Below are 18,149 nucleotides of genomic sequence, written 5' to 3' on the forward strand. Positions count from 1 at the left end.
AATAGACCTACGCTCATTATTGTATGTAATGCAACTTCACTATTAGTTGATCTCAAAATCCTTGGTTCTTTTTTTATTTTATTTATAAACTCCTCTATTTTCTTTAATTGTTTTTCATTTACTAAATCAGATTTATTAAGAAGAAGGATATCTCCGTATAAAATTTGAGAATAGGCGACACTTGTATTATTAATTTCAAAATCAAAATTTTCTCCATCAATGACAGTGATTATCGAATCTAATCTTACTTTTTCTCTAAGATCACCAGCCGCAAAAGTCATGGCTACTGGTAATGGATCTGCTAATCCAGTTGTTTCAACAATCAAATAGTCTAATTTTTCAGCTCTTTCTAAAACTTTGGATACGGTATTTAATAATTCGCCATTGATAGAGCAACATATACATCCATTATTTAATTCGATCATATCTTCTGAGCCTTCTATTATTAAGTCATTATCTATTCCGATTTCTCCAAATTCGTTGACTAAAACAGCTGTTTTAATACCAACTTGATTTTTTAAAATATGATTTAGAAGTGTAGTTTTGCCAGAACCTAAAAATCCACTAATAATAGTAACTGGCAATAAATTTTTAGACATTTTGAATAGTTGAAAACAAGTTTATATTTTTATTGATCGAAAATTTTGTTGATTTCCGAAGCTAATGTTTGATCCAGATTCGTAATACCTCCTAGATCATGTGTATTTAATTTAATTATTACTTTTGCATAAACATTCTCCCAGTTAGGATGATGATTATATTTTTCACAGATTAAAGCAACCTTAGTCATAAAAGCAAAGGCTTCAATAAAATTAGCGAAGTTAAATTCTCTTTGGATTTGTTTAGATTTAATTTCCCAGCCAGGTATTTTGACAACTAATTCATTCAATTCTTCATCTTGCAAAATGTAGGGTTCCATTAAATAAGAAATCTGACTTATTACATTATAAATATCTTACTTTTTCTCACCAATTATATGTACATTAATGATTCTTTCCTTTTGATCAAATCGATGTTCCCATAAATAAACTGCTTGCCATGTGCCAAGCATAATTTTCCCGTCTTGAAAACTCAAAGATAAACAAGTGTTTGTTAGGGATGTTTTAATATGTGCTGGCATATCGTCAGCCCCTTCTTGATAATGTTTATAGGATATTTCTTCTCTATTTTTTGATAAGGTTAAGTAGGAATCATAGGGAACTATCGATTGCATATACTTTTTTAGGTCCCTCAGTACATTTGGATCTGCGTTCTCATTAATAGTTAAACTGCAACTTGTATGAAGTGAAGTTAAATTTAAAATTCCGGAATGAAAATTATTTTTTTCAACACATAAATTTAAATCATATGTGATATCAATAAAACCCTCGCCATGGGTTATGAATTTTAATTTTGAAAATATTTGTTCCATATAAGTTAAAACTTAATTAATCAATATCCTATTATGGATAAAGATGCATGTTTTACTGCAGACATTAAAATTTTTATCTTAAGATAAATTTAATTTCCATTTAAATCTTTGGCTGAAACTCATTGGAATAAGCTGGGTGCTTACCTTAAAGAAACACAAATATTAGGTTCAATCCAAAATACACTTTATTGGGATCAGAATACTGGAATGCCAAAGAAAGGTGCTTCTTGGAGGTCTGAACAACTTACTTATATTGCAAAAGTATTGCATGAAAGAAATTCTTCCGAGGAATTTTCTAATTTAATACAATCTGCTAAAAATGAACTAGCAGATATTGAACGAAATTCCGATAATCAACTTTTCATAAAAGATAAAGAAAGAAATATTAGTCTTTTATTGAAGGAATTTAATAGAGAAAGAAATTTAGATCCTAAATTAGTTGAGTCTCTAGCAAAGGCAAAATCTAAAGGGTATGAAAGCTGGCAAGAAGCTAAGGAAAAATCAGATTTTAAAATTTTTCTTCCTTTCTTTGAAGAATTAGTTAAATTGCGGATTGAAGAGGCAAAACAAATATCAGATCAATATTCACCATGGGAAACTTTAGCCCAACCCTTTGAGCCTGAATTAACTTTAAAGTGGCTGAATAAAATGTTTCAGCCTTTGAAAGACACTCTCCCAGAGTTGATTAGAGGGATTAATAAATCTAAGAAATATCACTGGGATTTGAGTCCAGAATCTCAACATAATTTATGTTCTCAATTACTTGATGAGTTTGGGAGAGATAAAGATCTAGTTGTTGTTGGTAAATCTCCCCATCCTTTTTCGATTACATTAGGGCCTAATGATTACAGGATTACGACAAGAATTGTTGAAGGTGAACCATTATCAAGTTTTTTAGCAACTGCGCATGAGTGGGGGCATTCTATTTATGAGCAGGGTTTGCCATCTCAAAGTCATCAATGGTTTGCTTGGCCTTTAGGTCAAGCAACCTCTATGGGTATTCATGAAAGTCAATCTTTATTTTGGGAAAATAGAATAGTTAAATCCAAATCTTTTTCAAAAAGATTTTTTAACAAATTTGTTTCGGCTGGATGTTCTCTTAATAATTATTTAGAACTATGGAAATCTATTAATCATTTGGAAGCAGGATTAAATAGGGTTGAAGCGGATGAATTGACTTATGGCTTACACATATTAATAAGAACCGAACTTGAAATAGATTTAATTGAAAGAGGGTTACCTGCTGAAGATATTCCAACAGAATGGAATAAAAGATATGATGAACTCCTAGGAATTAAACCATCTAATGATTCAGAAGGTTGTCTTCAAGATGTTCATTGGAGTGAAGGGGCGTTTGGATATTTCCCCTCATATTTGTTAGGACATGTTATAAGTGCGCAAATATCTTCTCAAATGGAAAGAGACATAGGTTTGATTGACAACTTAATTGAAAATGGTGAATATCAAAAGATCATCTTTTGGTTAAAAAATAATATACATAAATATGGCAGATCAGTTAATTGTATGGAGTTGGTAAGAGCTGTAACTAATGAAGAACTATCGCCAAACTATTTTATTAATCATTTAAGGTCTAAAATAAATGATTTTTGCTGAAACATTACTTTTAAAGAATTTGGTTAGGTGTGAGGATGTAAGATAAACAAAAATAATTTCTTGATGGCAAATCTAAATCAGCCCCCAAGCAGGGTTACCCCAAATTTATTGCACATACTAAATGCTTTCACTGATAGCTCAAATACAATAATAAACACTATTGTTGAATTGAACTCTAATACCATAAATAAATATGAATTAATTACAGAAACGGGCCATCTTAAACTTGATAGGGTAGGTTATTCATCACTTGCGTATCCTTTTGCTTATGGATGTATTCCAAGGACATGGGATGAAGATGGAGATCCACTTGATGTAGAAATTGTTGGAGTAACTGAGCCATTGATACCCGGATCTATTGTGGAAGCAAGGATTATTGGGGTGATGAAATTTGATGATGGTGGAGAGGTCGATGATAAGGTAATAGCGGTTCTCGCAGATGATAAAAGAATGGATCATATCTCAAGTTATGAAGACCTTGGAGATCATTGGTTAAAAGAAACAAAGTATTATTGGGAGCACTACAAAGATCTAAAAAAACCAGGAACATGTACTGTTAATGGTTTTTTTGGGATAGAAGAAGCTGTTAAAGTGATTAAAGATTGTGAAGAGAGATACAAAAAAGAAATTGATCCTAAATTAGTAAATTAACTAATTTTATTTTTCTCTAAATTTTTCAAATATTTCGCTTAGTATTTCTTCGGCACCTTGCTGCTTTAATTTTTTAGCTAGTTCTTTGCCTACTTCTTCGGGATCATTAATATTGCCAATATATTGATCTTTAATAAGCCTTTCTCCATCAAGAGATGCAACCATACCAGTAAGGCAAAGTTGTTCATTCTGAATTTTACTATTCACACCTATTGGGACTTGGCATCCACCTTCAAGCTCTCTTAAAAAAGCCCTTTCTGCTAGACATCTTTGACTGGTGGGTTTATCTTCTAAGATATTTATAATTTCTAAAACTTTTTTATCATCAGATTTACATTCAATGCCTAGTGCTCCTTGGCCAACGGCATGAAGGGAAACTTCACTTGGGATAATCTGGTGAATTCTTGATTCAAAGCCTAATCTCTTTAAACCAGCGGCCGCAAGAATTATACAATCAAATTCTCCTGCATCTAATTTTTCAATTCTTGTAATAACATTTCCCCTGATATCTTTGAAAACAAGATGTGGGTACTTATTTCTTAATTGTGCAAGTCTTCTTAGAGAGCTTGTTCCAACAATCGAACCTTCAGGTAAGGTTTCTAATTTATAACAGTCATTTTTTTTGTTTACTACTAAAGCATCTGCAGGATCCTCCCTTTTTGTAATGCATCCTAATTTAAGGCCATTAGGCAAATTGGTTGGTAAATCTTTTAGAGAATGTACTGCTATATCTGCATGGCCTACGAGCATTTGTGCTTCAAGTTCTTTTGTAAATAAGCCTTTGTCGCCTATTTTTGCTAAGGCTACATCAAGGATTTTGTCACCTTGAGTTGCCATAGCTTCTATAGATACCTCTAAATTGGGAATATTCCTTTCTAGTTGATCTTTAACCCATAAAGTTTGAACCATTGCTAGCTTACTTCTTCTACTAGCTATTTTTAGCTTAAAATTAGTCATTAAATATTATTTTGAGTTTGAATTAAAAATTAAGTCGAATTTATTTTAAGCTATTATTTTGCCAGTTTTTAAAGCTAATTATTATACTTAACTTTTTTTATTTTATATATTCTTTTAAAACCCCATTTCGATTTGGATGTCTAAGTTTTCTTAGGGCTTTTGCCTCTATTTGTCTAATTCTTTCTCTCGTCACATCAAAAATCTGGCCAATTTCTTCAAGAGTTTTCATTCTTCCATCATCAATTCCATATCTCAATCTGAGAACATCTCTTTCTCTTGGACTAAGAGTGGCTAATACTCCTTCCAAATCTTCTCTTAATAAAGTTTTAGAAACATCTTGCTCTGGATTTTCTATATCAGCCTCTATAAAGTCTCCTAGTCTTGAGTCTTCTTCTTTCCCTATTGGAGTTTCTAAAGAAATAGGAAGTTGCGCACTTTTAGCTATAAATCTTAATTTTTCGATTGTCATTTCCATACTCTCAGCGATTTCTTCTTCACTAGGTTTCCTGCCAAATTCTTGGCTAAGAACTTTTGTGGTTTTTTTAATTCTGGATATTGTCTCGTATAAGTGAACTGGCAATCTAATAGTTCTACTTTGATCCGCAATTGCTCTTGTAATGGCTTGGCGAATCCACCAAGTTGCATATGTAGAGAACTTATAACCTTTTTCATGGTCGAATTTTTCCGCTGCCCTAATTAGACCCAAACTTCCTTCTTGGATTAAATCTTGAAATGATAAACCTCTGTTCATATATTTTTTAGCAATGGAAACAACTAATCTTAAATTTGATTGAACCATTTTTTCTTTAGCTCTCCGCCCTAAGAGAAGTCTTCTTCTAAATTTGGGAAGAGGCATATCTATTAACTCGGCCCATTCTCTTACAGATGGGAAATGTCCTTTTTCTGACTCATATTGAGTTGCTAGCTCTTCTAATTGGAGTAAGTCAGCAATTTTTCTTGCAAGCTCAATTTCTTCATCTGGTCTTAAAAGTCTAATTCTTCCAATTTCTTGGAGATAAACTCTTATTGAATCTTCAGTGTAGATACCTTTTGGCCCAAGCTTTATATTCCCGAGCCCTTTATCTTCTTCTTCAGAATCACTAAATTCATTATTGTTATTTTCAATATTGCTTTCGTTTAACTCAGCAGATGTCTGTAAAGTTTGATTATTTTTATTACTATCTTCTTCAACTACTGTTTCTAAATTTGTATTAATTTTTTTATTGATCTTTTTTTTTGAACTAGGCTTGGAATTCTTTGATTCTGCTGCGACTGGACACATAATTGACTCCTTTCTACGGTGAATTTAACTAGATAAAATTTTATTTAGGGCTAATTTGAACATTTAGTAGTAAAGTCCCCTTAATGTTTAAAAAACTTTTTCACAAAATGAGAATAAGAAAAGTTTTCTAAATTGTTGAAAAATTTAAATAGTGCTATAGATTACCTAAAGTAAAAAGTCTTGGGATTTCTCAGACAGGCAGATCATTTTTTGAATTTTCAGTCAATGATCAAAGCTTCATGTCTCCCTTAAGAGCAGGATACTTACAATGTGCAAAAAACACTTTGTGGAATGTTCAACAATCCAATACTAAGAAAAAGTTTTGAAGCCGGCAAGTAATCAGTTATTAAATATCTCCTACAAATTGGAAATTTTGCTTGATATAGGTAGTAGTAATGAAAGCTTTTACTATTTAGATGGAAATAATCTTGGAGCAGAAGTTGGAGATATTGTAAGTGTGAGACTAAGGGGGAGATTATTGAATGGGTTGGTGATCTCCAAAAAAGACTTTTCGACAATCAATAATGATGAATCAAATATTACTGGAGGAAAAAGCATAAGATATTTGTTTGTTGAAAGTATTTTGCAGAAAAAAATAATTGATGAATCTTGGAGAGAATTGATAGACTCCCTAGCCTCTTTTTATATGGTTAGTAATTTAAAAATGTTTAAAACTGCATTTCCTCCTGGCTGGATTGGTAAATATAAGAATTTTTCTAAAGGTTTAAAAGATCAAATATGGATTGAAACTAAAAAAGAATTTGATATTAAGAAAAATGGATTAACCAAAAAAGAATTTTTTTTAATGGATACTTTATCTAAAAAAGGTAATTGGCAAAGTGAATTAATAAAGTCTGGTTTTAATTACACTCTAATTAACTCAATGGTCAGTAAAAATTATCTTGCTAAATCTAAAAGAAAAAAAAATATAAATACTAAATTAAATTCCTTTTTAAATGATCATATTGCAACGAAAAAACCAAATCTTACAAATGAGCAAAAAATTGCATTTCAAGAATTTCAAACAATGAAACCAGGAGATGCATTACTTCTTTGGGGCGAAACAGGTTCAGGTAAAACAGAAGTGTATATGAGAATTGCTGAAGATCAATTTCTTAAGAAAAAAAGTTGTTTGATACTAGCCCCAGAAATTGGATTAATTCCTCAACTTATTGATAGGTTTAGTAGGCGATTTAATAATGTCGTTTACGAATATCATAGTAATTGTTCTCCCGATCATAGAACTTTAGTTTGGAAGAAAATTATTAATGCTAATGAACCTTTAATAGTAATAGGTACAAGGTCGGCAGTTTTTCTTCCAATCAGAAATCTGGGATTAATAATAATGGATGAAGAACATGATGTTTCTTATAAGCAAGATAGTCCTATGCCTTGCTATGACGCAAGAGAGATTGCTATTGAAATAGTAAAAAGGAATTCTGCAAAGTTAATTTTTGGGAGTGCAACCCCATCAATGAAGACTTGGAAAAAGTGTATTTTTGAAAGGAATTTTAAATTGGTAAGAATGATTCAAAGGATATCCAGTAATGAGACTCCTGAAATAAAAATTATTGATATGCGGGATGAGTTCAAGAAGGGAAATATGAAAATTTTTTCCAATGAATTATTACAATTGCTTCCTCAACTACGCTTAAAAAAAGAGCAAGCAATAATTTTGATCCCTAGGAGGGGGCATAGTGGATTTTTAAGTTGTAGAAATTGCGGATATTTAATAAATTGCCCCAACTGTGACGTTCCTTTATCAGTTCATCTCGGATCACAAGGAAAAAAATGGTTAAGGTGTCATTGGTGTGATCATAAATCAAGATTGATCAATCGTTGCCCAGATTGTCATTCAACTGCTTTCAAACCTTTTGGAATTGGTACGCAAAGGGTAATAGAGTTTTTAAATGAAGAATTTCCTGACTTAAGAGTACTTCGCTTTGATAGAGATACAACTTCAGGAAAGGATGGTCATAGAGATATTCTTTCAAAGTTTTCTAAAGGTGATGCTGATATTCTTGTCGGTACTCAGATGTTGGCAAAAGGTATTGACATCCCCAATATTACTCTTTCAGTAGTTATTGCAGCAGATGGGTTGCTTCATCGCCCAGATATTTCAGCAGAAGAAAAATCATTACAATTATTTTTGCAAGTAGCAGGAAGGGCCGGCAGGGCACAAAAAAAAGGGAAAGTAATTTTTCAAACATATAAACCTAACCACCCGGTGATTTCGTATCTTCAAAAAAGAGATTATGAAAGATTCTTAATTGAAAACTCGAGATTGAGAAAGGATGCTAATTTATTTCCATTTTGCACAATTTGCCTACTTAAATTATCAGGTGAAAATTATGAATTAACTGAGTCAATTGCAATAAAATTAGCAAAATATCTACTCAGTTTTTGTGAGAAAAAGAACTGGAAATTAATTGGTCCTGCCCCTAGTTTAATAGCTAAAGTCGGTAAAAAATTTAGATGGCAGATATTAATACATGGCCCTGAAGGAACAAAGATACCTTTACCTGATAGATCAATATTATGGAAACTTATTCCAAAAAATGTTTTTTTAACAATAGATGTTAATCCAGCAGAGTTGTAATTACTTTGATGGAAGTTGAGGTAAATCTGAACCTAATTTAAATCTATAGAATCTTAATAAATAAGCCAATATTATAATTATTAAAATAATAGATATCCCAATCAAAAGTTTGTTGAGGCTCCAGAAAGAAAATTCAAGACTATTTATCTGCCCTTGATTTAAATTCCAAATTATTAGATTTTTTGTGATTTCTAAATTTGAATTATTTTTATCGGTAAGGATAGCTTTATTAGGGTGAATAATTTTGAAAATGAGTTCTAAATTATCAATACCTTGAATAGAATTTAGATCCAAATCTAACCTGTAAAAGTATTTTTTAAAAAAAATGAAGTTTTTTTGAGTAGTATTAATTTCTATATTTGTTGATTCTCCCGCTAACTCTCCAGCTGTATTTTGGGTGATTTTAAGAACTTGCTTTGTATCTTCTAAATTGAGATTTTTATGTTTCAAAGAAAAGGTTGATTCGTCTTGTTCAATTTCTGCGTCAGGAAAAATATCTTTCATCTTCTCTTCAAATTTTAATTGCCAAGGAAATTTCTTTATGTATTTACTCTCTATCACTAAATTATTAGTTATTGAATCAAGTTCACTAAGATCAAGGGTATCCTCAATTTTTACGCAGCCACTTAAAAGTGGAATTAATAATAATAGTATTAAAAAAATGATCAGTGAAAAGCCTTTCTGAAAGGGTTTTGTTTCACCAGTTGGTGTCTCAGTTACATTAATAAATTTTTTTTTCTTCAATACTTCTCTTTTTTTGCGCAGTGAGTTAAGAGATTTTTTATTGAGTGATGGGTCGCTTTCAAACTGTACGTTCCAATTTTCTGGCTTTTTAATGTCAGGAGAGTCTATAACTTCCATCAAATATTTTGCATTTTCTCTCGTCTTATTATCGTAAGATTTTAGAAGTTCTTTACAAAACCTTTTAGCCTCCTCCCTTTTATTGATACCACATAGAGCAGTAATTAAGATTGTTCTTAAATTTACTCCCTCTTTGCTTGATAAAGGAAATGATTCGATTATGGGCAAAAGAAATTCAATGCAATAATGATACTCACCTTTAGCTAAAGCAAGTTCTACTTTTTCTAAAACTTGCTCATAAGTTTTCATGGGTTAGGCGACTATCATTGTACCTATTCCGGAATTTGTAAAAATCTCAAGAAGTAATGAATGTTCTATTCTTCCATCAATTATGTGAGCTGCTTTGACTCCTTGGGCTAAAGCTCTTATACAGCATTCTGTCTTTGGAATCATACCTTCAGTCACAATTTTTTTATCAATAAAATCCCTTGCCTCTTTGAGATTAGTTTTTTCAACAAGACTATTTTTGTTATCTTTTTCTTTTAAAATCCCTTGAGTATCAGTAAGAAGAATAAGTTTTTCTGCATTTATTGCAGCAGCAATTTCTCCAGCAACAAAATCTGCATTAATGTTATGGGAAATACCCTCCAAGGTTGATCCAATGCTAGAAATAATTGGGATGTATCCTTTAGAAATAAGAGGATCTAATATTTCAGGATTGATTTTTGTAACCTCTCCCACTAACCCATGGCTACCATCTCCTAGTTCTCTAGATTGAATTAAGTTGCCATCAAGACCTGATATTCCCACAGCTAAGGATCCAGTTTTATTAATCCCTTTTACAATTTGTTTGTTAACTCTACCCATTAGAACCATCTCGACAATTTCCATTGTTTTTTGATCAGTAATTCTTAATCCATTTTCGAATTTAGGAGATATTTCTAATTTCTTTAACCAATTATTAATCTCGGGTCCACCTCCATGAATTACTATCGGACAAACCCCAACGGTTGATAAAAGTGCTATGTCTCTAAAAAAAGCATTTTTTAAATTATCATTCTCCATAACAGAACCACCATACTTGATAACAATTTTTCTACCTGAGAAACTTTGTATATATGGAAGTGCTTCGCTTAATATTGATACTCTTTGAGAATCATTCATTATTAAAATTCATTAAAACTTGATTGAATTGAGAAATTAGGTTTTTACAAATATATCCCTATATTCAATAAAAGAGAATAAAATCAAATTCTTTTTTATTATCGTCGATAATAAATTCTGATTCAAGACCTTTGACGAAAAACCTGTTTAATCTTTCTTGTTTTTCAATCCATTTTTCTAGAGGGACAGCGTTTAATTCGAAACGCATTCTGAGACCATTTTTTTCTTCCTTTGTAATTTCTTCTATTTCTTTTAATTGAGGGGGGTTATCCTCGTCCCACAAATTTAAAGATTCTAATGACGATTCAAGATGAGCTTTTATCCCATACCTCCATCTTGTAACATCTTTAACTAGTGCTGTTAATTCTTTTGGTCTATTAAATTTATTTGTCGCAAAATTTGTCTTGTCAAACAACTCTACAGGAGGTATTTCGGAAGTCTTTAAGCCTAATCCAATTAGAAAAATAGGTACTCCATAAAAAAAAGTAGGTACACTTAAATTCACTGAGTCTGTAAAATAAGCAGTCATTCCAACAAAAGCTAATATACCCCCAGCGGTTACGATTAAGTTTCCAGGCGATAAGTATTTCTTCATTTTGATTTAGTAGAATGAGTTTTAAATGGGCTAACAAGTATTATGCAAGATCCTAATACTGCAAATCAAGGAGATTTAATTTTTAAACTTGATCAAGATAGAGCATGGCTACTAGAAAATCTTGATAAGGGTAAATGGCCAGAAATCAGAAGCGAACTTGCCGCGCTTGAAAGAAAAATAAGCAAATTAATTATAAGTGTTCAAGAAAATAATGTTGATATTTGATTTAAAAAGGTATTTCGTCAACTTCAGGTACTAAAGGTGAACTATCCCAACTAGATTTTTTGGCGGTTTCTTTATTTTCAAATGACTCATTATTTTCTTTTTGATCAGACTTAATAACATCAACTGGCGATATTTGATGAATTTTTGAAGCTGTTAGTTCTGGTTGCTTTTCTTTCGTTCCGTCTTTTCTAGTGACAGAATTCATCTTTAGACGTCCCTCAATAACAATATTTTGCCCCTCCTTTAGTTCATCTACCATTTCTTGGGCAATATTTCCCCATCCTATGATCTTGAGATCTCTGGTTGGATCTTCACTACGTAATCCTTTAAAATTAACAATCATTTCTGCAATTGGAGTTTGGTTTTCTTTGGTATACCTCATTTGGGGAGCGCTATTAATGACCGCCTGAATTAAACAATGATTCATTACTTACTATTTAATTAAAGACATACTGATGCAGAATCAAGGAAATTGCTATAAAAATGTTTGGATCCTATCAGGAACTTCGGATGGACCTGTAATAGCTAATAGGCTTCTTGAACTTAATTATTCAGTCTTTGCAAGTGTTTTAACTTATAAAGCAGGGCAAGCTTATATTGAAAATCCAAAGTTACATATCATTACGGGGAAATTAAATAATAAAGATCAAATAATTAATTTCATAAATAAAAATAAAATCACATGCGTTGTCGATGCTACTCATCCGTTTGCCGTAATAATTTCTAAAAATCTTAATAATGCATGTAAAGAAATTAATACACCTCTTTTACTATTTGAGAGGAAATCTCTAATAAATAACACTAATAATTTTTTTTATATTGATCATTTAAAGGATATAAATAATGTTGATATAGAAAATAAGAATATTCTTCTTGCAATAGGATCAAGATTCCTTAACGATACAGCTAATTATTATATGAATTGTAAAGCAAATGTATTTACAAGGGTACTTCCAACTTATGAGAGTATAACTAAAGCTTTTGGATCATGTATTAAAAATTCAAACATAGCGATACTTGAACCGAGTAAAAATAATAAAAGCATTTTAGAAAAAAAACTTTGTGATTTTTGGGAGATAGATTATGTTCTATGCAGAGAATCTGGAAGTTATTCTCAGAAAAACTGGGAGAGTATAGTTTCTGGAAGTAAAATGAAGTTATTTTTGGTTAAAAGGCCGAAAGTTAAAAATGATTATTCTTACTCTTTTGATCAATATCACAATTTGATAAATCACATAATTAAAAAATATTGATGTTTAATTCATTATGGAAGTATTAGTTATGATCACAACTGAATCAAGTAACGCAAATGCTTTGCGAATGGCTAAATTACTAATACAAAATAAACTTGCAGCTTGTGTTTCGATAAAGCAAATTTTTTCAATTTATAAGTGGGATGATGATATTGAAGAAACTAAAGAGTTTGAAATCACAATAAAAAGTAAACTAGAATTTAAAGATTGTTTAATTGATTTCGTAAATAAAAATTCCACATATGATGTCCCTCAAATTATTTACAAAAAATACCATGCTGAGATGAAATATTATGATTGGTTGAATAAGACTATTTGATTAAATCTATTTTATTAACTCTTTAAGATCAATATCTGATCTAGATCCTAATTGCGTAATTATTTGCCCCGCACAAATTGAAGCTATCTCTCCGCATTTTTTGAGGGAACAATTGTTTATTAATCCATGGATAAATCCTCCCGCATAGATATCTCCCGCTCCTGTAGTATCAATAATCTTGCCTTTCGTTATTGACTCAATTATTTCAACATTATTTTTGTTAACTATGAGAGAACCATTGCTTCCAAGAGTTACTATGACTAATTCACATAAGGAAGATAGGTCTTCTTGGCAGCTTGCTAATTTATCATTTTTAAATAGACTTAACACCTCGGATTCATTACAAAAAACAATATCTACATATTCATAAATTAATTCCAAGAAACTCTCACGATGTCTATCTACACAAAATGAATCAGACAAAGAAAGGATTATTTTTGTATTAGATTGTTTTGCAATTTGGGCGGCTTTAATAAAAGCTTTTTTAGCTAATTCGCTGTCCCATAAATATCCTTCTAAATATAAGTATTTACTTTCCTTAATTACAGTAAAGTCAATGTCTTTTGGTTCAAACTCTACAGATGCTCCTAGGTAAGTGCACATAGTTCTTTGTGCATCAGGTGTAACCAAAATGATTGAATGAGCTGTTGGAGCACCTTCAATAGTTGGTGGAGTATTAAATATAGTTTTACTTTTTTTTATATCGTCAGAAAAGAAATTCCCAAATTGATCATTTTTCACTCTTCCTATAAACTGCACATGATTGCCTAATTCTGCTAAAGAAACAACGGTATTTGCTGAGGACCCACCTGAAATTTGTTTGATCACTTTGCAATTTTCTAACAATCTCTGAGATTCATCAGAATTAATTAGATTCATTGATCCTTTATCCAGATTATTTATCTCAAGAAACTCATCTTCAATATTTACAATAATATCTACTATTGCGTTGCCCAGACCAATGAGATCAACTTTTTTATGTTCAAAATGTCTAAAGGATTCCTTCATTAATTTGGAACTAAATTACCTTAGCAGTGCTCTTTTAGGACCATGTATTGGGTCTTCAATTACTATAGTTTGATCTCTATTCGCCCCCAACGAGACAATGGCAATTGGAACCTCCATTAATTCAGCTAAAAATCTTAGATAATTCATAGCATTCTCTGGGAGATCAGATAGTTTTCTGCAATCTGCAGTTGAACATTGCCAACCTTTTAATTTTTTGAAGATTGGCTTACATTTTTTTAAGTCATCTGAATTTGTAGGAAAGTAGTCTATTTCCTCTCCATCGAGATCATATGCAATGCAAACTTGAATCTCATCTAATTCATCTAACACATCAAGTTTCGTAACGGCTAAACAATCAAGACCATTTACAGATACAGCATATTTACCAATAACTCCATCAAACCACCCACATCTTCTCCTTCTCCCAGTAGTGGTTCCAAATTCACTGCCTCTATCACAGAGTTGATCATTAATACTTCCTTGTAATTCAGTTGGGAATGGCCCTTCACCTACTCTTGTGGTATAAGCTTTTGCGACACCTATGACTCTATCAATTAAAGTTGGACCCACTCCAGCCCCAATACATGCCCCTCCTGATATAGGGTTTGATGAGGTAACAAAAGGATAAGTCCCATGATCTAAGTCAAGTAGAGTCCCTTGAGCACCTTCGAAAAGAATATTCTTCTTGTTTTTTGAGGCTGCATGGATAGTCCTCGTACAGTCAACAACATGCTTTGATAATCTTTCCCCATAGTCAAGATATTCTTCAACAATATCTTCTAATTTAAGTGGTTTAATGCCATAGATTTTTTCTAGTAGACCGTTTTTTTCTCTTAATGGAATTTCGATCACATCACTTAGCCTTTCCTTATTGAGCAAGTCTCTTATCCTAATGCCATTTCTTTGTGATTTATCCGCATAAGTTGGGCCAATCCCACGACCTGTTGTCCCTATTTTGTTTGAACCTCTATCAGCCTCCATCGCTTCATCTAATATTCGGTGGTAGGGCATTGTTACATGTGATGTTGATGAAATTTTTAATCCTGAGATATCAATTCCATTATCAATTAACATGTCAATTTCTTTAAGCAAGATTTTTGGATCTACAACAGTTCCCGAACCAATTAGACAAGAAGTATTTTTATAAAGTATCCCTGAGGGAATTAAATGTAATTTTAAGACTTTATCATCTACGACTATAGTATGACCTGCATTTACTCCCCCTTGATAGCGAACGACAACATCTGCCGAACGACTAAGTAAATCCGTTATTTTACCTTTTCCTTCGTCACCCCATTGGGCTCCGATTACAACAACATTGGCCAATTTTAGAAGAGCATTATTTTTGTGCGAATATTTAATATATTCAAAAATCTTGGTTTACTTTTAAAAAGTAAATGAATTGTATCAACTTTCTCTTAGAACCATTTTTTCAGCAAGAGAAAATTCTTTGGTTAAACGCTCTTTAAGTTTATCTGGTAAAGGTCTACTTGCAAAGTTTTTGTAATGACCTGCCATAGCATTTAATGCTGTTTGCATTGTGGTAAATGATTGCGTTTTATTCACCATCCCTCTATTTCTATATCTGGAAATATAGTCAGTTATGAGTGTAAGAGCCTCACTTCTTACTTCATCTTTATTTGGAGAATCTTTTGGAGTATCAACAGCTGTTTGTAATGTTTTAACAACTGAAATTGTATCTTTTGTATAGTCACCTGTCATAGCGGTTTTTGCAGCTATGGAAGGGGAACTAAATAGTGTAAAAACAACAATTAAGGATATTGCAAAAGATATAGCTTTGGTAAGATTCTTAAAAAATAATTTTGATGTCCATTTCAGTAACATAACTTAGCTCCCAAAAAAAATAAGCCTCAAGACTTTTTATTGTACATTATTTCAGATTCGGAAATAAATGTTTCTAACAATTTATCAGTACTAATTTTAAGCTTAGTATTATTTGTTCTGCATAAAAGTTCTACTTCTTTATTAATAGAATCTCTGCCAATAATTATCTGAAAAGGAATACCAATTAATTCCGCATCTTTAAATTTCACTCCAGCTCTATCGTTTCTATCATCAAGAAGGACATCAATTTTATTAATTAAAAAGTTGTTATAGATTTGCTCAGTAAGATCACTTTGAATAGGATCTTTTAGGTTTGTTGGGATAATAATAACTTCAAAAGGAGAAATCTGGATAGGCCAACAAATTCCTTTTTGATCATGATTCTGTTCGATAGCAGCTTGAGCTATTCTTGTCACTCCTATTCCATAACAACCCATCCATAAATTTTTTAACTGACCATCCTTATCAGAGAACTTTGCATTTAATTTTTCACTATATTTCTGACCTAGTTGGAAAATATGTCCAATCTCGATACCTTTTTTTTCTTTAAGTTCTTCATCATCATAAATACTTATTTTATCTCCTTTTTTGGCATTCCTGATATCCCCAATTAGATAGTCTTTCGAATCAAAAGAAAATTCTTGAAAAACTTTATGGAAATTAACTTTATTCCCACCACTTATAAACTTTGAAAGGTCACTTGCAGAATGGTCAATTATTCTTGTCCATTTTTTTTCCCAATTAGAACTAGCTTTAATAGTTTTATTATCTAAATCTGGCCCGATAAAACCTAAGGGAAAATCAACTAGATTTTTTTCGATAGTATTTTTGTCTTCAATCTTTTTAAGATTAAGGAGATTGAAGTGATGAAGTTTATTGATTAAGTTAAAAAGCTTTACTTCATTAATGTGTTGATCGCCTCTTATGCATGCAAGAATTGGGACCTCAAATTTACCTTCGAACTGTGCAAGGAATATTACTACTTTAATAATCTGACTTGGGTCTAAATTGTTATTATTGCAAACTTCTAGGATTGTTTTTTGATGAGGCGTTTCCAACCACTCTGCAATATTATCTTTTAGTGGAATAGGTTGAGAGGGTAGAGAAACAGCTTTTTCAATATTTGCAGCATAAGAACCACTTTGAGTAAACAAAATGGAATCTTCCCCAGCATCAGCAGTGACCATAAATTCTTTAGATGAAGCACCGCCAATTGCTCCACTATCAGCTTCAACCCCTACTGTCTGCAGTCCACAAGATTTAAAAATATTTTCATAAGCATTGCCCACCTTTTCATAGAAAGAAGCTAGATCGTTTTCTGAAGAATGAAAAGAATAACCATCTTTCATTATAAATTCTCTACTTCTCATCAATCCAAACCTTGGCCTTATTTCATCTCTAAATTTTGTCTGAATTTGGTAAAAACATTGAGGTAATTGCTTATAGGAGTTGATGGTCTCTGATGCAATACTCGTGATCACCTCTTCGTGAGTTGGAGCTAAACCAAATTCTTTACCTTGTCTATCTTTGAGATTAAACATTATTCCTTCACCTGCGGTATATCCTTCCCACCTTTCACTTTTTTTCCATAAATCTGCAGGATGAAGTTGGGGTAATAGTAATTTTGTACAACCAATACTATTAAGTTCTTTCTCTATTATTGCGGATATTTTTTCAATAACTCTAAGCATTAGTGGCATGTATGCATAAATACCGCTGTTAACTCTGCGAATATACCCAGCTTTTAAAAGTAATTGATGTGAAATAATCTCAGCTTCAGAAGGTGTGTCACGAAGTGTCCCCAGAGGAAATGAGGTTGTCACGCGCATACAAAAAAATCCTTAATAATATTTAATTTTATCAATTAAGATGAAAAAATAATTTAAAGTGTCTTGAGTCCCTCAACGCGGCTAGTCTAAAAATATTGTTTCTGCTAACTTCTTCAGTAATGAAGTTCAAACTCTTTTAAAAGTTCATTATTACTAAAACATTTTCTTAAGTTTATGGAAAATATAGATTCCAATATTTCTAGCGAAGAGGAATTAGTAGGTATTGATGAAGTTCAAAAATTCCTAAACAGATCAAGAGCTTCTGTCTATAGGTATACAAATACAGATTTAAGAAATCTAAACCCTAGCTTTAATCCAAGAAAATTAAATCCCGAATTTAGAACTGATCAAAAAGATCCTTTAAAGTTTCATCCTAATGAAGTAGCAAGATTTGCAAAAGATATTTTAAGAATTAAGGAGGTTACTGTAGAGGTCTTTAATACACCTTCCTCCGCTGCTCAAAATATACTGGTGCAAATATTAGAGGAACTAAAATCTATCAGGTCTTTGCTAGAAAAAGAGTAATTAAAAAGTTACTAATCAATGTTTTGATTTATTGACATTTTGAATGTAGGATAATGATGTTTAATTATCTC

General features: G+C 31.7%; 20 protein-coding genes. 7 read left to right on the plus strand and 13 right to left on the minus strand.

The window, feature by feature from the left end; genetic code table 11:
• From MK115_RS00780 to MK115_RS00790, 3 genes are all read right to left on the minus strand, one after another.
• The coding region (locus MK115_RS00780; RefSeq protein ID WP_287608223.1) for a CobW family GTP-binding protein at nucleotides 1–599 on the minus strand (599 nt) is incomplete at its 3' end.
• 29 nt (nucleotides 600–628) lie between these two features.
• On the minus strand, nucleotides 629–919 hold the full coding sequence (locus MK115_RS00785) for a 4a-hydroxytetrahydrobiopterin dehydratase (RefSeq protein WP_011818001.1): 291 nt from the start codon (nucleotides 917–919) through the stop codon (nucleotides 629–631).
• Between the two features lie 36 nt (nucleotides 920–955).
• Nucleotides 956–1,411, minus strand: a complete 456-nt coding sequence (locus MK115_RS00790) for a secondary thiamine-phosphate synthase enzyme YjbQ (RefSeq protein ID WP_025928159.1) — start codon at nucleotides 1,409–1,411, stop codon at nucleotides 956–958.
• A 108-nt stretch (nucleotides 1,412–1,519) separates the two neighbouring features.
• Between MK115_RS00790 and MK115_RS00795 the strand changes: the two genes are divergently transcribed.
• Together MK115_RS00795 and MK115_RS00800 are read left to right on the plus strand one after the other, a co-directional pair.
• Nucleotides 1,520–3,025 carry a carboxypeptidase M32 gene (locus MK115_RS00795; protein ID WP_287608233.1) on the plus strand — a complete coding sequence of 502 codons (1,506 nt, stop codon included), beginning with the start codon at nucleotides 1,520–1,522 and terminating at the stop codon, nucleotides 3,023–3,025.
• Nucleotides 3,026–3,088: 63 nt separating this feature from the next.
• Entirely contained in the window at nucleotides 3,089–3,676 is a 588-nt protein-coding gene (locus MK115_RS00800) for an inorganic diphosphatase (RefSeq protein ID WP_025887731.1), read from the plus strand.
• 6 nt (nucleotides 3,677–3,682) lie between these two features.
• Here the strand turns inward: MK115_RS00800 and hemC are convergent, their stop codons facing one another.
• Together hemC and rpoD are read right to left on the minus strand one after the other, a co-directional pair.
• On the minus strand, nucleotides 3,683–4,633 hold the full coding sequence (hemC, locus tag MK115_RS00805) for a hydroxymethylbilane synthase (RefSeq protein ID WP_287608236.1): 951 nt from the start codon (nucleotides 4,631–4,633) through the stop codon (nucleotides 3,683–3,685).
• A 97-nt stretch (nucleotides 4,634–4,730) separates the two neighbouring features.
• Nucleotides 4,731–5,915 carry an RNA polymerase sigma factor RpoD gene (gene rpoD, locus MK115_RS00810; protein WP_287608238.1) on the minus strand — a complete coding sequence of 395 codons (1,185 nt, stop codon included), beginning with the start codon at nucleotides 5,913–5,915 and terminating at the stop codon, nucleotides 4,731–4,733.
• Nucleotides 5,916–6,237: 322 nt separating this feature from the next.
• Here rpoD and priA point away from each other — a divergent pair, with 322 nt between their 5' ends.
• A complete protein-coding gene (gene priA / locus MK115_RS00815) occupies nucleotides 6,238–8,514 on the plus strand; it encodes a replication restart helicase PriA (RefSeq protein ID WP_287608240.1) in 2,277 nt (758 codons plus the stop codon).
• Here the strand turns inward: priA and MK115_RS00820 are convergent, their stop codons facing one another.
• From MK115_RS00820 to MK115_RS00830, 3 genes are all read right to left on the minus strand, one after another.
• Nucleotides 8,515–9,624, minus strand: a complete 1,110-nt coding sequence (locus MK115_RS00820) for a DUF3153 domain-containing protein (protein ID WP_287608242.1) — start codon at nucleotides 9,622–9,624, stop codon at nucleotides 8,515–8,517.
• A gap of 3 nt (nucleotides 9,625–9,627) precedes the next feature.
• Nucleotides 9,628–10,479 carry an acetylglutamate kinase gene (gene argB / locus MK115_RS00825; protein ID WP_012007323.1) on the minus strand — a complete coding sequence of 284 codons (852 nt, stop codon included), beginning with the start codon at nucleotides 10,477–10,479 and terminating at the stop codon, nucleotides 9,628–9,630.
• Between the two features lie 64 nt (nucleotides 10,480–10,543).
• A complete protein-coding gene (locus MK115_RS00830; RefSeq protein ID WP_025894150.1) occupies nucleotides 10,544–11,074 on the minus strand; it encodes a DUF2854 domain-containing protein in 531 nt (176 codons plus the stop codon).
• Between the two features lie 42 nt (nucleotides 11,075–11,116).
• On the opposite strand from MK115_RS00830, the gene MK115_RS00835 reads away from it, so the two are divergent.
• A complete protein-coding gene (locus tag MK115_RS00835) occupies nucleotides 11,117–11,299 on the plus strand; it encodes a DUF8666 family protein (RefSeq protein ID WP_075440528.1) in 183 nt (60 codons plus the stop codon).
• 1 nt (nucleotide 11,300) lies between these two features.
• On the opposite strand, the gene MK115_RS00840 is transcribed toward MK115_RS00835, so the two are convergent.
• Nucleotides 11,301–11,726, minus strand: a complete 426-nt coding sequence (locus MK115_RS00840) for a single-stranded DNA-binding protein (RefSeq protein WP_025922241.1) — start codon at nucleotides 11,724–11,726, stop codon at nucleotides 11,301–11,303.
• A 28-nt stretch (nucleotides 11,727–11,754) separates the two neighbouring features.
• Between MK115_RS00840 and cobK the strand changes: the two genes are divergently transcribed.
• On the plus strand, nucleotides 11,755–12,552 hold the full coding sequence (gene cobK, locus MK115_RS00845; RefSeq protein ID WP_287608250.1) for a precorrin-6A reductase: 798 nt from the start codon (nucleotides 11,755–11,757) through the stop codon (nucleotides 12,550–12,552).
• Nucleotides 12,553–12,580: 28 nt separating this feature from the next.
• A complete protein-coding gene (gene cutA, locus MK115_RS00850; protein WP_287608252.1) occupies nucleotides 12,581–12,871 on the plus strand; it encodes a divalent cation tolerance protein CutA in 291 nt (96 codons plus the stop codon).
• Between the two features lie 6 nt (nucleotides 12,872–12,877).
• On the opposite strand, the gene MK115_RS00855 is transcribed toward cutA, so the two are convergent.
• The 4 genes from MK115_RS00855 to MK115_RS00870 form a co-directional block, all read right to left on the minus strand.
• Nucleotides 12,878–13,879 (minus strand): adenosine kinase, encoded by a 1,002-nt coding sequence (locus tag MK115_RS00855; protein WP_287608254.1) that lies wholly within the window; start codon nucleotides 13,877–13,879, stop codon nucleotides 12,878–12,880.
• A gap of 15 nt (nucleotides 13,880–13,894) precedes the next feature.
• Entirely contained in the window at nucleotides 13,895–15,205 is a 1,311-nt protein-coding gene (locus MK115_RS00860) for an adenylosuccinate synthase (RefSeq protein WP_025926147.1), read from the minus strand.
• 81 nt (nucleotides 15,206–15,286) lie between these two features.
• On the minus strand, nucleotides 15,287–15,724 hold the full coding sequence (psb27, locus tag MK115_RS00865) for a photosystem II protein Psb27 (RefSeq protein ID WP_025926148.1): 438 nt from the start codon (nucleotides 15,722–15,724) through the stop codon (nucleotides 15,287–15,289).
• A gap of 26 nt (nucleotides 15,725–15,750) precedes the next feature.
• Entirely contained in the window at nucleotides 15,751–17,553 is a 1,803-nt protein-coding gene (locus MK115_RS00870; RefSeq protein ID WP_287608259.1) for a proline--tRNA ligase, read from the minus strand.
• A 174-nt stretch (nucleotides 17,554–17,727) separates the two neighbouring features.
• Here MK115_RS00870 and MK115_RS00875 point away from each other — a divergent pair, with 174 nt between their 5' ends.
• Nucleotides 17,728–18,078, plus strand: coding sequence for a DUF8631 domain-containing protein (locus MK115_RS00875; protein WP_025887761.1), 351 nt, complete (start codon nucleotides 17,728–17,730; stop codon nucleotides 18,076–18,078).
• Nucleotides 18,079–18,149 lie beyond the last annotated feature (71 nt).

The organism is Prochlorococcus sp. ALOHA_ZT_50, assembly GCF_022447305.1.
GTDB lineage: Bacteria > Cyanobacteriota > Cyanobacteriia > PCC-6307 > Cyanobiaceae > Prochlorococcus_A.

Coding starts and splice junctions, on each gene's coding strand:
- MK115_RS00820 (WP_287608242.1), bottom strand. CDS start 9,624: ATGAAAACTTATGAGCAAGTTTTAGAAAAAGTAGAACTTGCTTTAGCT.
- psb27 (WP_025926148.1), bottom strand. CDS start 15,724: ATGTTACTGAAATGGACATCAAAATTATTTTTTAAGAATCTTACCAAA.
- MK115_RS00800 (WP_025887731.1), top strand. CDS start 3,089: ATGGCAAATCTAAATCAGCCCCCAAGCAGGGTTACCCCAAATTTATTG.
- cutA (WP_287608252.1), top strand. CDS start 12,581: ATGATCACAACTGAATCAAGTAACGCAAATGCTTTGCGAATGGCTAAA.
- cobK (WP_287608250.1), top strand. CDS start 11,755: ATGCAGAATCAAGGAAATTGCTATAAAAATGTTTGGATCCTATCAGGA.
- MK115_RS00785 (WP_011818001.1), bottom strand. CDS start 919: ATGGAACCCTACATTTTGCAAGATGAAGAATTGAATGAATTAGTTGTC.
- MK115_RS00830 (WP_025894150.1), bottom strand. CDS start 11,074: ATGAAGAAATACTTATCGCCTGGAAACTTAATCGTAACCGCTGGGGGT.
- MK115_RS00855 (WP_287608254.1), bottom strand. CDS start 13,879: ATGAAGGAATCCTTTAGACATTTTGAACATAAAAAAGTTGATCTCATT.
- MK115_RS00875 (WP_025887761.1), top strand. CDS start 17,728: ATGGAAAATATAGATTCCAATATTTCTAGCGAAGAGGAATTAGTAGGT.
- MK115_RS00790 (WP_025928159.1), bottom strand. CDS start 1,411: ATGGAACAAATATTTTCAAAATTAAAATTCATAACCCATGGCGAGGGT.
- MK115_RS00835 (WP_075440528.1), top strand. CDS start 11,117: ATGCAAGATCCTAATACTGCAAATCAAGGAGATTTAATTTTTAAACTT.
- hemC (WP_287608236.1), bottom strand. CDS start 4,633: ATGACTAATTTTAAGCTAAAAATAGCTAGTAGAAGAAGTAAGCTAGCA.
- rpoD (WP_287608238.1), bottom strand. CDS start 5,915: ATGTGTCCAGTCGCAGCAGAATCAAAGAATTCCAAGCCTAGTTCAAAA.
- MK115_RS00840 (WP_025922241.1), bottom strand. CDS start 11,726: ATGAATCATTGTTTAATTCAGGCGGTCATTAATAGCGCTCCCCAAATG.
- argB (WP_012007323.1), bottom strand. CDS start 10,479: ATGAATGATTCTCAAAGAGTATCAATATTAAGCGAAGCACTTCCATAT.
- MK115_RS00870 (WP_287608259.1), bottom strand. CDS start 17,553: ATGCGCGTGACAACCTCATTTCCTCTGGGGACACTTCGTGACACACCT.